The organism is Pararhizobium sp. LjRoot255, from assembly GCF_964252905.1.
In the GTDB taxonomy this organism is placed as follows: domain Bacteria; phylum Pseudomonadota; class Alphaproteobacteria; order Rhizobiales; family Rhizobiaceae; genus Pararhizobium.
The window spans coordinates 3,408,317-3,423,842 of sequence record NZ_CAXUPQ020000001.1 but is presented as its reverse complement, the minus strand read 5'-3'; the positions used below and the strand labels follow the sequence as shown (position 1 = coordinate 3,423,842).

Annotated in this window: 8 protein-coding genes and 1 pseudogene; 3 read left to right on the top strand and 6 right to left on the bottom strand. The window is 61.1% G+C overall.

Annotated features, from left to right (window positions below):
• Positions 1-43: 43 nt before the first annotated feature.
• Both ACSQ2W_RS16410 and ACSQ2W_RS16405 read right to left on the bottom strand, forming a co-directional pair.
• Positions 44-871 (bottom strand): TolB family protein, encoded by an 828-nt coding sequence (locus tag ACSQ2W_RS16410; protein WP_436087209.1) that lies wholly within the window; start codon positions 869-871, stop codon positions 44-46.
• A gap of 23 nt (positions 872-894) precedes the next feature.
• Positions 895-2,574, bottom strand: a complete 1,680-nt coding sequence (locus ACSQ2W_RS16405) for an NAD+ synthase (RefSeq protein WP_436087208.1) — start codon at positions 2,572-2,574, stop codon at positions 895-897.
• A gap of 293 nt (positions 2,575-2,867) precedes the next feature.
• Between ACSQ2W_RS16405 and ACSQ2W_RS16400 the strand changes: the two genes are divergently transcribed.
• Positions 2,868-4,850 carry an LTA synthase family protein gene (locus ACSQ2W_RS16400; RefSeq protein ID WP_436087207.1) on the top strand — a complete coding sequence of 661 codons (1,983 nt, stop codon included), beginning with the start codon at positions 2,868-2,870 and terminating at the stop codon, positions 4,848-4,850.
• A 259-nt stretch (positions 4,851-5,109) separates the two neighbouring features.
• Here the strand turns inward: ACSQ2W_RS16400 and ACSQ2W_RS16395 are convergent, their stop codons facing one another.
• Positions 5,110-6,000, bottom strand: a complete 891-nt coding sequence (locus ACSQ2W_RS16395; RefSeq protein ID WP_436087206.1) for a LysR family transcriptional regulator — start codon at positions 5,998-6,000, stop codon at positions 5,110-5,112.
• A 103-nt stretch (positions 6,001-6,103) separates the two neighbouring features.
• Here ACSQ2W_RS16395 and ACSQ2W_RS16390 point away from each other — a divergent pair, with 103 nt between their 5' ends.
• Together ACSQ2W_RS16390 and ACSQ2W_RS16385 are read left to right on the top strand one after the other, a co-directional pair.
• Positions 6,104-6,973, top strand: coding sequence for an NmrA/HSCARG family protein (locus ACSQ2W_RS16390; protein ID WP_436087205.1), 870 nt, complete (start codon positions 6,104-6,106; stop codon positions 6,971-6,973).
• 34 nt (positions 6,974-7,007) lie between these two features.
• Complete coding sequence (locus tag ACSQ2W_RS16385; RefSeq protein ID WP_436087204.1) at positions 7,008-7,481, top strand: AtaL-like protein; 474 nt, start codon at positions 7,008-7,010, stop codon at positions 7,479-7,481.
• 136 nt (positions 7,482-7,617) lie between these two features.
• Here the strand turns inward: ACSQ2W_RS16385 and ACSQ2W_RS16380 are convergent, their stop codons facing one another.
• The 3 genes and pseudogenes from ACSQ2W_RS16380 to petA form a co-directional block, all read right to left on the bottom strand.
• The gene (locus tag ACSQ2W_RS16380; protein ID WP_436087811.1) at positions 7,618-12,918 is read right to left on the bottom strand and encodes a DUF4082 domain-containing protein; all 5,301 of its coding nucleotides are present in this window, start codon (positions 12,916-12,918) and stop codon (positions 7,618-7,620) included.
• Between the two features lie 93 nt (positions 12,919-13,011).
• Positions 13,012-14,337 (bottom strand): annotated as a pseudogene (locus tag ACSQ2W_RS16375) (DUF4347 domain-containing protein); the annotation flags it as partial.
• Positions 14,338-14,743: 406 nt separating this feature from the next.
• Entirely contained in the window at positions 14,744-15,307 is a 564-nt protein-coding gene (gene petA, locus ACSQ2W_RS16370) for a ubiquinol-cytochrome c reductase iron-sulfur subunit (RefSeq protein ID WP_436087203.1), read from the bottom strand.
• Positions 15,308-15,526 lie beyond the last annotated feature (219 nt).

The window sequence follows — 15,526 nt, the reverse complement described above, 5'->3', positions numbered from 1 at the left end:
ACAAGGCTCAGACACAATCACCGAAAGGCGTATTTCATACCGCTCAGGGCACCGGCTCATACCTGACGAAGGCGAACGCCCTGCCGTCAGGCGACCAGTTGGGAACGTTGATCGTGCCCTGCCCGCCGAACAACTCGAACAGGACGCGCGCATTACCGCCGTCCGGGTCCATCAGCCGCAGCCGCACGTCGAGGTCGCGCGGATGATCGAAGACGTCGCCGTCATAGGAGAGCACAAGCAGGTGTTTTCCGTCGGGCGATGGATGCGGAAACCAGTCGCCGAACTCGCTGTCGGTGATGCGCGTGACATCCGAGCCGTCCGGGCGGACACGCCAGATCTGCATCCGGCCGGTCCGGCTGGAGTTGAAGTAGATCCATTTTCCGTCGTGGCTATAGTCGGGGCCGTCGTTTCGGCCCTCGCCAAAGGTCAGCCGCGTTTCGTCGCCGCCTTCAATTGGGATAGTATAGATATCGAAGACCTGGTTGCGGATGCCGCAATAGGCAAGCGTCGTTCCATCCGGCGACCAGCCGTGCCAATAGGACGGCCTGTTCTGCGTCACCTGCCTCGGGAGACCACCCGTCGCCGCAAGGGTATAGATCGTGGATGCGCCGAACTCAGTCTTGTCGCTGATGACGATCGTCTTGCCGTCGGGCGAGATGCCGTGGTCATTGTTGCAGGTGCGGGCAAAGCCGGTATCGATCAACGCCGGCTCGCCACCGGAAAGTGGCAGCCGATAGAGCAGCCCGTCGCCATTGATGACGAGCGATTGTCCATCCGGCGACCAATTCGGCGCTTCGACCAGTTGCTCAGTCTGCCAGACGACGCGGCTTTCGCCGGTTTCAAGCGTGCAGATTTCAACCGAACTGCGCATATCGTTTCCCCTCGTTCCGAAAACTACCGGTCGCGGAACCGGTTGGTGATCGGATAGCGGCGGTCGCGGCCGAAATTCTTCCTGGTGATCTTCACGCCCGGCGCCGACTGGCGGCGCTTGTATTCGGCGATATAGAGCAGATGCTCGATGCGGTGCACCGTCGCCTCGTCATGACCACGCGCAACGATCTCTTCGGTGCCCATCTCCTTTTCGACCAGGCATTCAAGGATATCGTCCAGCACCGGATAGGGCGGCAGGGAATCCTGGTCGGTCTGGTTCGGGCGAAGCTCCGCAGAGGGCGCCTTGTCGATGATGTTCTTCGGGATCACCTCGCCGGAAGGACCGTGCGCACCGGGCGGCACGGTCGTGTTGCGCCAGCGCGACAGGCTGTAGACCTGCATCTTGTAGAGATCCTTGATCGGGTTAAAGCCGCCGTTCATGTCGCCGTAGAGCGTCGCATAGCCGACCGACATTTCCGACTTGTTGCCGGTGGTCACCACCATCGAGCCGAACTTGTTCGAAAGCGCCATCAGGATCGTGCCGCGGGTACGGCTCTGCAGGTTTTCTTCGGTGATGCCCGGTTCCGTGCCCTCGAACATCTCGGAAAGTGCGCTCATGAAGCCCTGGACCGGCTCCTCGATCGGGACAATATCGTAGCGGCAGCCGAGCGCCCTGGCACAATCCTCGGCATCACTGAAGGAATCCGACGACGTATAGCGATAGGGCAGCATCACGGTGCGCACGCGCTCTTCGCCGAGCGCATCGACGGCGAGCGCCGCGCAGATGGCCGAATCGATGCCGCCGGAGAGGCCGAGCACGACATTCTTGAAGCCGTTCTTGTTGACGTAGTCGCGAAAGCCCAGCATGCAGGCGCGATAATCCGCCTCTTCCAACTCCGGCAGGCGCGACATCATTCCAGGCGTGCAAACCCAGCCGCTCTCCTGCTTTTTCCATTCGGAAATCGATACGGATTCTTCGAACTGGCTCATCTGGAAGGCGACCTGCCGGTCCGTATTGACGGCGAAGCTTGCGCCATCGAAAACCAGCTCATCCTGGCCGCCGAGCTGGTTGGCATAGAGCATCGGCAGGCCGGTCTCAATCACCTGGCGGATCACGACCTGGTGGCGCACGTCCATCTTGGCGCGGTGGTAGGGGGATCCGTTCGGCACCAGCAGGAGTTCGGCGCCGCTTTCGGCGAGCGTTTCACACACACCGAGCTCGCCCCAGATATCCTCGCAGATCGGGATGCCAAGCCTCACGCCGCGGAAATTGACGGGTCCGGGCATTGGTCCCTGATCGAACACCCGCTTTTCATCGAATTCGCCGTAGTTCGGCAGATCCACCTTGTCGCGAATCGCGATCACCTGCCCGCCGTCAAGGACCGCGACCGCATTGTAACGCCCCGTATTGTCCTGCCGCGGAAACCCGATCACGATCCCCGGTCCGCCATCGGCGGTGTCCGCCGCCAGCGCATCGACTGCCTTGCGGCAGGCCTTCAGGAATGCGGGTTTCACCACCAGGTCTTCCGGCGGATAGCCTGAAATGAAGAGTTCCGTCAAAAGAAGCAGGTCGGCCCCGTGGCGGGCCGCGTCGGCACGGGCGTCGCGCGCCTTGGCAAGGTTGCCGGCGATATCGCCAACGGCAGGGTTGAGCTGGGCAACGGCGATGCGGAACGTGTTCGAAATGGTCTTTTGCGCGCTCATGAAACAGGCCCGTACTTTATCTTGCTGTCGCGGATGCGGCGGCACCCGGGGAGATATCTAACGCATTCCGCGCCAAAAAAACCCGTACCTGCCGTCAAAATAGAAAAAAAGCGCCGGCTTGGGATCTGTGGACCCACGGCACAACCGCAGGACCGCGCCAGCGTGCGCGTTTCGCGCATCGAATCCGGACGGGAAAAGGCACGGAGAAAGCCTTGTCCGGCTTATTCATCCTCCGTTCAAGATGACGTCTGTATGACATTGAGACGACAGTTTTGTGAAAATTGGAGAAGGCCTTGGCCAATTTTGAATCGGCAGTCCATGCTGCCACCGCCACCGAGGTCTATGGCCCCTCTATCGCGTTCGGCGCCCGCTACAGCAAAGTGTTGTCGATCGCAGGACGCCTTTCTCTGTCAGTGCTGCTGTCGATTACTCTCATCTTCGCCGTTGAATGGATCGCGCGTAGTTCGGCCTCCGAAACCGTATCGTATTTCCTTGATCCGGTGCGCCCGGCCTGGACGACGGTCGGCGTCTTTTTTCTGTTGTTCCTGGCATTCGACGCTGCACTCGGGCGCGAAAACTACAGCATTGTCCTGATCGCCCCGCTCGCGCTGATACCGGCGCTCGTCAGCCGCCAGAAGCAGATCTTTCTTTCCGACCCGCTCTATCCGACCGATTTTCTCTTCGGACGCCAGATCATGGAACTGATGCCCGTCCTCGTGCGGGACCGCCCCTGGACTGCCGCCGGCATTGTCGTCGGCCTCATCGCCTCGATCATCGCCCTTGCCTGGCTTGCCCGTTTCGCCTGGCGCCGCTTTCCACGGTTGGCACGCCGCCAGCGGCTGGCGCGGCTGGCGATCGCCCTGCCGCTGCTTGCCTCCTTCCACCACATCATGGACTACAACAATTTCTCCTGGCTGCGCGATCGGCTGCAGGTCATCCCGATCATGTGGGACCAGACGGAAAACTACCGCCACAACGGTTTCGTCATGGCGTTCGCCCTCAACCTGCCGATGGCCAATGTCACGGCCCCGTCTGGCTACATGTCCGATGCCATCGACAAGATCCCGACAAAGCCGGTGCCGGCCGGGACGACGCATCGTGGCAAGCCGGATGTCATCGTGCTGATGAGCGAATCCTTCTGGGATCCAACGCGCCTGCCGAATGTCAAGCTTTCGCCCGATCCGATGCCGACCATTCGCAAGATGCAGTCCGGCAACGTGTTTTCGCCGGAGTTCGGCGGCATGACCGCCAATGTCGAGTTCGAAGCACTGACCGGCTTTTCGAACGCCTTTCTGCCCTATGGCAGCATTCCCTACCAGCAGTATATCCGCAACCCGATCCCGTCGCTGGCCACCTTCTTCCGCGGCGAAGGTTATGTCGCGCGCGCTGTTCACCCATTCCAGAAATGGTTCTGGAACCGCAGCGCCGTCTACAAGGCCTTCGGTTTCGAACAGTTCAGGTCCGAAGAGAACCTGCCGGTCATGCAGAAGCGGGGCATGTTCGCCTCGGATGAATCGCTGACCAGGGAGATCATCCGCCAGGCGGATCAACTGCGCGACCCGTTCTTCTTCTTCACCGTCACGCTGCAGGGCCATGGCCCCTACGAGGCGAACCGCTATGCGAAGAACACCATCAAGGTCGAAGGAAACCTGCCGGAAGCCGACAGGCAGGTGCTGGCGACCTTTGCGCAAGGCATCAAGGAAGCCGATGACAGCCTGAAGATGCTGATGGATTGGGCAAAGGAACGCGACCGCGAAACAATCATCGTGCTCTTCGGTGATCACCTGCCGCCGCTCAACACGGTCTATCCGAATACCGGCTACATGAACGACGTCACGGCCTCGCGCAAGGGCTCGCTCGAGCAGATGAAGGCGCAGCACGAGACGCCGCTGGTGGTCTGGTCGAACAAAACCGGCCCCGTCAAGGATATCGGCACGATCAGCCCGGCCTTCCTATCCTATCAGATCCTCAAGCAGGGCGGCTTCGAGCATCCCTACTACACGGGTTTCCTCGGCAATGTCTTCGACCAGTATCACGTCATCGACCGCTACATGCTCGTTGATACCGCCGGCAAGGATACGCTCGCCTGGGGCCGCAAGAAGACGGTTCCGTCGCTTATTCGCGACTATCGCTTCCTGCAGCACGATATGATGTTCGGCAAGCGTTTCGGGACCGACCGGTTCTTCCAGTCGCACGCGGATCTGTTTGCGAGCGCAATGGTGAGTTCCGCTACTGATGTCGCGGAGCCCGGAGACTTTCTCGCGATTGCGCATTGAACTAGCGGTCAAAGATCACTCGATCAAAACACGAAAGGCGCTCGACCCTTTCGGGGAGCGCCCTCGCAAACCCGGACAGCTTCGAACGCACGACATCGTCGTTGCAGGAAGTTATCGCTACGGGTGAGGACAGTAAATGTGAGTTCGAAGCAGGCTTTTCAAGGGCGATTGACGTAGACGCCTTCATCGCAAAACAAATAATGACAAGGGCATGAGGATCGACGGAGTGATCTATGACGCCCGAAAGCGGGTTCGGTGATCATCTGCCAATATAGGCGGCTAGTTCGTCCGGCGTCCCATTTGGGAAGGCCTGTTTTAGAAAGTCCAAGAACGCCGACACTCGCGCGCTGAGCAGCCGCCGGGATGGGTAGAGCGTCCATAGAGCGATCTCGGGACCGTCGATATCCCCCCAATTTACCAGTGTGCCGTCAGCCAGGTCGTGGCTCACCAACGAAATGGGAAGACGTCCTGCACCGACGCCGGCTCGCACCGCATCCCGGATCGTGATGAGCGTTGACAAAGTGAGCACAGGTTCGATCTTGATGGTTGACCGGCCACCGGGTGTCTTCACGTTCCATGTTTGCGGTTCGCCTGCCCCGCGCGCAACGCCAGGAGCGGCGAGCCCACCGGTCGGGCGGGGAAGGTTAGGGCTCGCCACAACGACCAGGCGGTCACGCAGAAACGCCCGTCCGACCAGGCTTTCGTCGGGATCTGGATTGACTCGGATTACCAGATCGTAGCCTTCCTCGATCATGTCCACGGGCCGGTCCTCGGTCGTCACCTCCAGCCTTACCTCCGGATACTTAAGGGCAAACCCTGCAGCAATCCTCCCCATTGCGGTCTGAGAAAAATGTAAAGGTGCGCTGATCCGTAATCTCCCCTTGGGTCTCTGACCGCCCGAGGCAATCGCCGAAGCCGTCTCGTCCAGTTCGGCGAGCAACGCCCCCGTCCGCTCGAACAGCGCCCGTCCTTCTTCGGTGAGCTTCAGGTTACGCGCACCCCGTTCAAACAGGCGCAGATCAAGGCTGCTTTCCAACTCCGCGACGCGCCGGGACAGGGTTGCCTTAGGCCGGCCGGTGGCCCTTGCCGCTTTGCCGAAGCCACCATGGCGGGCAACGAGATTAAAATCGGCGAGGGCAAGAAGATCCATATGTGTTCCGCCAGCGAGACGGTGTGTCTAAAATTTCCGTCTATTGGACTCTCAGTGAACCACACATGTTGGACGTGTCAAGCAACCCCACACGGAGAAATTCATGACCATTCTAGTTACCGGCGCTACGGGCAATGTTGGCCGCCAAGTCGTCGAACACCTCGTCAAGCGCGGCGCTGATGTACGTGCGCTCATCCGCGATCGGTCGAAAGCCAACGTCCCGGCAGGCGTATCCATCGTGCAAGGCGACTTTCTCGATGTCGATTCGCTGCGCAAAGCCATGTCTGGAGTTTCCACTCTGTTCCTCTTGAATGCAGTAGTGGCGGACGAATTCACCCAAGCTTTGGTCGCGCTGAACGTCGCCCGATCGGCTGGCATCGAACGGATCGTCTATCTGTCGGTAATCCACGCCGACGTCTATGTGAACGTGCCGCATTTCGCGGGAAAATTCAGCGTCGAGCGCATGATCGAGCAGATGGACTTCAAGGCCACGATCTTGCGCCCGGCCTACTTCATCCAGAACGATCTGATGGTCAAAGACGTCATCACCAGCTACGGCACCTACACAATGCCGATCGGTGCCAAGGGTCTCGCCATGATCGACGTGCGTGATATCGCCGAGATCGCCGCCCTTGAGCTGCTGCGCCGCGAACAGGCCGCTGAGCCGCTTGCGCTCGACCGGATCAACCTCGTCGGTCCAGAGACACTGACTGGGGCGGATATCGCTGCCATCTGGTCAGACGTGCTTGCCCGCCCGATCAACTACGGCGGCAACAATACCGAGGGCTTTGAGCAGAATCTCAAGCAGTTCGTGCCCGCCTGGATGGCCTACGACATGCGCCTGATGGGCGAGCGCTTCCTGACCGACGGGATGCTCCCCGATGCTGGCGATGTCGAGCGCCTGACTGCGCTTCTTGGCCGCCCACTGCGCCAATATCGTGACTTCGCCTCTGAAACTGCTGCTTCCGCCTAACAGACGCAACAGTCATCTCGAAAGGATTATCACCATGATCTATTCGACCGCCATTGTTCCGGTAAACCCGGAAGGCGAAATCCGGTTGACGCGCGCTCAGGCGTGGAAGGGTCTTGAACTCAAGGCACGCGACGCGCGCTTGTTCCTCGTCCCAGGTCTCTGCACCCGTTGTGAGGTTGTTGAGGAAAGCGCGACGCACTTCGTGCGTGAAGCCACGATCGGTGGCCACGACCTGCGCGAAATCGTCATTCTTGAGCCGGAAAGCAAGATCACCTTCTTCCAGGCGGCCGGTCCACGCGAGGGAGTGATTATCAACGAACTGTTCGAAGATGAGGAAGGCGCACTGCAGCTTCGCTTCTACTGCTACATGGGCCTGCGCGGCAATGAGCCGAATTCTCTTGAGGAGCAGGCCCAGCAGGCTCAGCTCGGCGGCGAAAACGGCTACAAGGCCGCCCTGCTGGCGACGCTGAAGCGGACCCGCGAACTGCTTGCGGATGGAACGCTCTAATCATCACCAGAAACACAAACGACAGGGCGGCCTCTTTAAGGAGTTGCCCTGCCTTGCGCGGGACAAATGACGACTACGTCCGTCACCGACGCGTTCAGCCACAGTACTGGTCCGCCGGGCCCGCCCGAGCCCGCCTCTACGCCGCCAGTTGCGGCCTGAACGCCACATCCACATAGTAGTTGGTGCTGTTGTAGCTGTTCGTCGGGAACAGCCCGGCTGCGCCATAGGCATAGACGCCGTTGCCGCCGCTGAGCGCCGACGACAAGGCATGCAGATTGCCGTTGTCTACGCTGGAACTGAAGAAATTGCCGGTCGCCGAATAAAAACCATTGGTGCTGTAGGAGACGACGTAGGTTGTGTTTGCCTGGATCGCCTGTTGGGCAAGATTGACTGATTGCCAGCCGCTGGCGCCCTCGTTCGTGAAGGTGGCGCTTGCGAGCAGCGTTCCCGTCGACGTCCAGAGATATCCGGTATGCGGGCCGGTGTTGCTCTGGCCCTTGTAGAAGCGGATCTCGGTAATCGAGCCTGCCACGTCCGCCTGGAACTTCATGCCGAGATTGACATCGCCGGAGTCGTTCACCGTCACGGTCGCCGGCGTGCTGGCCGACGAAAACAGGGTCTGTTCATGGGGAAGGACGTTGAGCGACACCTGGGCCGTGTCGGTTCCGCCCTGCCCGTCGGAGACGGAGTAGGTAAAGCTCGCCGGACCGGAGTAGCCGCCCGTCGGCGTGAAGGTGACGGCATTCGACTGGCTGTCGAAGGTGACGGTGCCGTTCACGGCGCTTCCGACGCCGGTAATGACCACCGGATCGCCATTGGGGTCACTGTCATTCGAAAGCAGTGTACTCGCCTGAACGGAGAACGCTGTGTTGAACGGCGTCTCAAATCCGGAATCGTCGAGTGCTACAGGGCTAAGATTTCCCGTCGCCTGCTCGTAGAGGACATCCACCCAGTAGTTCGACGCATTGTGGGTGGCGGTCGGGAAGAGACTGCTCGTGCCATAAGCATAGGCACCGTTGCCGCCGCTCGACGCGCTGGAGGGCGCCGTCAGCGGGCCGTTGGTGTAGCTGGTGGCGAAGAAGTTCGGCGTCACCCCGTAGAAGCCATTGGAATGATAGCTTGCGACATAGGTCGCCCCCGCGGAAATCGAGACCGGCTGGGTAAAGGTCACGGTCTGCCAGCCACTGGCGCTCTCATTGGTGAAGGTTGCAGACGTGAGCAGATTGCCGCCGCTGGTCCACAGCGAGCCAGTATGCGTGCCGGTGTCCTGGGCGCTCTTGTAATAGCGCAACCCGGTGATGATGCCGGCGGACGAAGCGATAAATTTCACCCCCAGTTCCACGGACCCGGGGTCGTTGGCGGAAGCGGTGCTCGGCGCGTTGGACGGAGAAAACAGGCTCACCGTCGTCTCCGATTGGCCCACCGTCAGGCTTACGACGGCAGACGCCGTTCCGCCCCAGCCATCCGATATGGTGTAGGAGAAGCTTGCCGGCCCGATATAGCCTGACGTCGGCGTGAACGTGACGGCGTTGGTCTGGCTGTTGAACGCCACCGTGCCGTTTGTGGCGCCGCCCACGCCGGTGATCGTCAGAGGATCGCCGTCGGGGTCACTGTCGTTCGCAAGCAGCGTGGATGCGGCAATCGAAATCGAGTTGCGGTTGGAGACCGTAAAGCCGTTGTCGTTGCTGGCAATCGGCACGGTGTTGACCGTCGAACGTTTGTAGACGACGTCGACCCAATAGTTGGAGGCCTGGAAACTCGCAGTCGTTGGAAACGCGGTGCCCGACGAATAGACATAGAGGCCGTTTCCACCGCTTGTCGCCGCTGAGGGGGCCGTCAGTGACCCGTTCACCTTCGCACTGTTGAAATAGTTCGCGGTAGTCGCATAGACTCCGGTCGTGTGGTAGGAGGCGACATAGGTCGTTCCCGCGGTGATCGCAACCGGATTGGAGAAGGTGGCAGTCTGCCAGCCGCTGGTGGATTCGTTGGTGAAGGTGACGGTCGCCAGCAGCGTGCCCGTTGACGACCACAGCGAACCGGTGTGCGGCCCGGTGGCAGTGGCTGGCTTGTAGAAGCGTATGCCCGTGATCGTGCCGACCACGGATGCGGTGAACTTCATTCCAAGCTCCAGTGGCTGGCCGTCGCTGACCGCCGGTCCCGCTGGCCCTTCTGTCCACTGGAACAGCGACACGCCGGCGGGGTCTTGTTCAACTGTCAGGGATACATTGGCGGTCGCCGTGCCGCCGCGCCCATCCGAAACCGTGTAGGTGAAGCTTGCCGGCCCGCTATAGTCGGTGTTGGGCGTGTAGATGACATTGCCTGTCTGCGTATCCAGCGTCGCGGTTCCATTGGTGACATTGCTGACCGCGCTGACCGTCAGCCGATCGTTGTTAGGATCGCTGTCATTGGCCACCAGTGCGGTGAAGGAGATCGGCAGCATCCCGTTCTTGCCGACCGAGAACCCCGAATCGGCCGTCGCTGTCGGCGCCTGGTTGGGGTCCGGGCTGAATACGACGTCGACCCAGTAGTTTGTGTTGGAACTGTTGCCCGGGAACACGCCGTTGCTGCTGGTATACGCGTAGACACCGCCCTGAACCGTGAGCAGGTCGTTCGTATAGCTCGACGTGAAATAGTTGGCGTTCGACGACCAATATCCACCCGTGTGATAGGACGCGACATAGGTCGTTCCGGGGGTGAGACGCACCGGATTGGCGAACGTCACCGTCTGCCAGCCCGTTATGGACGTGCCGGTGGCTATCCGCGTGCCGGTGGAAGTCCAAAGGCTGACGACGTGCTGGCCGACATTATAGAAACCCTTGTAGAACCGAATGCCGTTGATAACGCCATCCGTCGACGCCTGGAAGCGGACGCCAAGTTCAACCCCGTCCCGGTCGAGATTGGTTTCGACTTGCGGTTTGCTGGCAAGGGTCCAGACACTCGATGTCGAAGGCAGGTTGACCGTGACCTGGGCGCTCGCGGAAGGATTGCCCAGGTTGAGGCTGTCGTCCACCGCGCGAGACATGATGTTGTAGGTCCCGGACGCCTGCACGACCCAGTTGTAGGTCCAGGCCTCGCGGCCCGTGGCCTTCCACCAGCTCTGGCCGCCATCAAGGGACACCTCGACGCCCGCGACGATGCCGCCGCCGGAATCCTGTGCAGTGCCGGTGACAGTGACCTTCTGTCCTTCGACGAAACTCGCGCCCAAGGTCGGAGAGGTGATGGTCGAGGTCGGCTTGACCGTGTCGGTTGATTGCGTCGCCAGGATCAGGCTTGCGTCGAGCGTTCCGGGCTGGATGCCCATGTCGGCGAACATGTTGACCATCGCCTGCTGGACATTCGGATCGGTTGGTGTATTCGCCCCCTCATGGTTCGAATCAAGACCCCAGGACCAGAAGACGGTACCCGCACCGAAGACGAGGGCGCCGCTTTCAGCCCGATACATGGTCAGGCTATGTGTCACATCGGCGGGACCGACCGTCGTGCCATAGTCGCGCAGATAGGTGTTAACCGAAACCGTCGACAGCGACATGTTGATCAGCCCGGCGGGCCGGTAGCCGTTTTCGACGTCGGAGTCCCACTCGTAGCCGAGCAGGTTCTGGACAAGGGAGTAGGTCTGGCCCGGCTGCAGCTCGGCGACGTCTGTATTGCGCCAGAACCGCAGGTTGGAATAGTCGTAAGGGATGGTGATCGTGTCCTGCCGGTAGCTGTCCACCGTGAACATGGTGCCGGTCAGCGAGTTCTCCGGCTCCTGCCCTGGATCGGCAAACCGCGGGTCTCGCCAGGTACCGGTGCCCGTGGAGCTCGGATCTGGGGTCCCACCCCAGGTTTCCTTGTAGCAGACCATCGTGCGGTATGGCGTGCCGTTGCCGTCGATGCTGGTTTCCCAGCGAACCTTCCAGTAGACTTCGTTGCCGCTCCAGAAGGCGAGGTCGACGCCCGCGTCGCGCGCCGCCTCAACGTTGGTGCGCTGTTCAGCCGACCAGTACTCGTCATGGCCGACCGAAAGAAAAGCCTCGTGATTGAGCAACAGGCTACCGCTTCGCGTTGCGTCGACGCCGGAGACGTAGGAGACGTCATAGCCGTTCTGCTCGAGCCAGCGGATCGCCGAATGTTCCACCCCGAATATGAAATCGTGAGTGCCGCCGATCGGGCTGGTGTTGGTGATGAACGGGCGATTGTAGCTGACTGCCGAGGCGCGACCGATCGCGGTCAGGCCGCAACCGCAGTTGGGCGGCCTGTAGCCGATCATATCGGCTGGATCGACCGGCACTTCTCCATAATACAAGCTGGCGCCGCCCCAGGCGTTGTAAGCCTGCCAGGTGGTGTCGGAAGTCTGGAAGACGATATCGCTGGTCGAGCTATCGTCCCGGACAATGAAGGGGATGTGGCTGGCGCCTGCCGTGCCGTCCTCACGGACAAGCTTGGCGATGTAGACGCCGGAGACCATGTCTGAAGGGATGGCCCAGCTTGCCGAGACCGACCAGTTGCCGCAATCGATCAGGCCGCGCGACATGTCGACGATCGGATGCGGCTGGACCTGCGCGGATGCGAGGTTCACATCGACGGTCCCCACCTTGCGGGCGCCGGCGCCGCCATAATAACCCAGTCGGTAGATCTCGATCCGGTAGTCGGTAGAATCGGTGGCGATCTTGAAACTGACCGTCCCACCGATATTGGTGCTGATCTCGGTTGCAAAGCCCTGGATGTTGACGTCGCCGTCGCCGATGATGCCCCATTCGCTGACCGGATTGCCCTGCTTCTGGTTCTCCAGGACGATCTTGTTCTGGGTCGGGTTGAGCTGGCTTGCGGTGCGCGTTCCATCGGAGAACTGGAAATTTTCGACACCGGTGACGGTATCGGCACCGTCCGGCGAGCCGCTGCGGTTGTCGGCAATCGTGTAGGTGCCTCCTGCCAGGGAAATCGTATAGTTCGCGAATGCCCCGCTGAAGACCACGGTGTCGCCTGTTCCACCGCCGCCATTGATCGTATCATTGCCGCCGCCGCCGTTAAGCGTGTCGTTTGCCGACCCTCCCGTGAGCGCGTTGGCGCCACCATTGCCGGTCAGGCTGACCGCCGAGCTCGATCCGCCCGCATTGACGTTCTCGAAGCCGGTCGTGTTCGCCGTGTCGCCGGAGCTCTGGTCGGCAGACGACAGGTTGATCGTCGCTGTACCGTTGACCAGCAGCGTGTCGATATCCGCCCCGCCGGCGATCGATGTGTCCGACCCGTCATAGGTGATCGTGTCATTGCCGGCTCCGCCGGCGATCGTGTCCGTGCCGGCACCGCCGACGATCGTATCGGCACCGGACCCGCCGTTGAGCACGTTCGCGGCGCTGCTGCCGGTCAGGCTGAGGGCCACGCTCGATCCGCTCGCGTTGACGTTCTCAAAACCGGTGATATTCGCCGTGTCGCCGGAACTCTGGTCGGCAGACGACAGGTTGATCGTCGCCGCTCCCGTTACCACCAAAGTGTCGGTGTTCGTTCCGCCGGCGATCGAAACATCCGTGCCGTCATAGGTGATCGTGTCATTGCCTGCCCCGCCGTTTATCGTGTCGGCGCCAGCACCGCCGACAATCGTGTCGCCACCGGAACCGGCGGTGATATTGTCGGCCTGATTGCTGCCGGTGACGGTGAACGCTTCGGTCTGGCCGCTTAGCGTGACCGTCACGCCGGCAGCTGCGCCCGAAGCGGAGATCACCTCGACACCCTGAATCGTCGCCCCGAGTGTATTAAGGTCGGACGAGGTCGAAGTCAGATTGATCGTGTCGCCGGTTCCGCTGCCGAGATTGATCGTGCCCGTGCCGATCAGGATCGCGTCGAGCTGGGCGCCGCTCAGTGTCACCGTGTCAGTGCCGGACGTGCCGGTGAGATTGCCGGTTTCGACATTGCTGATCGTCGGTGTGGCGAGCGCCGAGATGCTTCCGCTCGCCAGGACATTCAGCACATCGGTGGTCAACAAGCCGCTGCCCAGATCCATTGTGATGAACCCGGCCCATTGCGACGCGGTCATCGTTACAGTATCGCTGCCGGTACTTCCGGTAAGCGTCTCGATGCCGGAAACCATGCCAAGCGAAAAGTTGAACGTACCGCCGGCAGTCAGCACGATCTGGTCGCGTGTGCCGCTGGCGCTGTTGCCGCCGCCCTCGATCGACTCGCCGGCCACAAACTGCCCACTACCCAGGTTGATCGTGTCGTCGCCGCTGCCGGCGACGATTTCATCTGCGCCGCTGCCGGGATTGAAGGTGTCGCCGCTGGCGTCCTGAAGCTGAGCGACCGTACCGCCGGAGAATCCGGTGAGCGTCCCCGTCGTCGCGTTCGCCCTGTCGTTGCCGCTGGTACCGGTGAACGTCGCCATGATCCCGGCATAGGTCATCATGCCTTCCGGTGTAAGCGGAGGACGTCCGGGGCCGGCACCGCGATCCAGCGACCAGGTTCCGCCGCGGAATTCCGCACCGACGATGCCACTCGCAGCCGCGACACAAACGCCCGTCCTTGCTGCAAGTAAATCGACGAAGGCCGTCCCCCGTTCCCCGGCGCCGGCCTCGCAGGCCCAAATCTGCAGCGCCGCCTCTTTTCCAAGCGCTGTGCCGAAGCCGGAAAGTTCAGCAGTTTCGTGCCTGATCGTCTCGTACGAGACCGCGCCCGCAGCGAAGCTCACTTCGCCGGGCCGGCCGTGCGCGATCACATGGATCGCATCCAGGTTCGTCCGCCCCTGCAGGAACCGCGCCATCTGCGGAATGGCCGGCTCGTCCCGCGAAAGCACGACGGGTTCGACGTCGGGCCGGAGACCGGCAAGCAGTGTCTCGAAATCCGCTACGGCGGGGTCGATGAAAGCGATCTCGCGAAAATGGGTCATGGTGTTTCCCGGGGCAATTTGGATCATGTTGGGACGTCTGACCTGGCCTTGCGACCGCATGGATTTTCTCATCCACGTGGCTGCCGCCCAAAATGGGTTGACCAGATCAAGCTTCTACACCCATCCTGCCAGCTTTTGCCGGACCGCAGACCTTAGCAATCGGTCTGCACGACACTTCCAAAGTTGGTAAGAGGTGCAGGGGCCAATCCTCCGATGTGATGATGGATTGGATGGCACATTCGGCGTGAGCTCATCTTTGATTATCTTGGGTGGGGCGCTTCGGGCCGATGAAAAAAAAGGTACCGAACACCCTGGCGAGCGGGTCTCGAGCCTTTTTGGCCAGAAGCATCGGCGAGCCTCATGACAATGCTCTGGCAGGCGAACAACGGTCTTTACGAGCGGGAGCTTAGCCGATCCGCACGACAGCTTCGGAGATGAATTCAAAGCGCGGAATGGCGAGGTTCTCCGGTGCTGGCCCCTTGCGGACCCGACCTGCGGTATCGTAGTGCGATCCGTGGCACGGGCAGAACCAGCCTCCGAAATCGCCAGCCTGCCCGAGCGGGACGCAGCCCAGATGGGTGCAGACGCCGATCATCACGATCCAGTTCTCCCGCCCCTCGCCGGCAGAGCGGGCAAGATCAGTCGCCGTTTGATCGTCGTCAAGATTGGCGTTCCGCGCCACGGGGTCTTTGAGCTCCTCAATTGCAACCGCATTTGCCGCTTCGATCTCCTTGGAGGTCCGGTTGCGAATGAAAACCGGACGACCGCGCCAGTTGACCGTAAGTGCCATACCTTCGGCAAGCGAGGATACATCCACCTCGATAGAGGCCAGCGCAAGCGTCGATGCGTCGGGGCGCATCTGATCGATGAATGGCCAGGCCGATGCAGCGGCACCCACAGCACTGGCCATGCCTGTCGCAATATAGAGAAAGTCACGGCGGGTAGGTTCGCGTGTCTCGTTCATGGCCATGGGACTGCTGCCTTTCCTGCAAGCGCTCATGTGCACCGTTTGCTCTCCCATCCGCTCAGGGATTTTGCGCATCGCGGCGCGATCTCGCGCTTATCCGGCAACCGATGGGGACAATTGCGCCGCCGGCAGGAGTTGCTTGTGTCATTTTAGCGCGCAATAGAGTGTATTGAAATGTCCTTGGTCCATGGATAGCGAAGCGTTGCTGCGGTAGCCGGATCG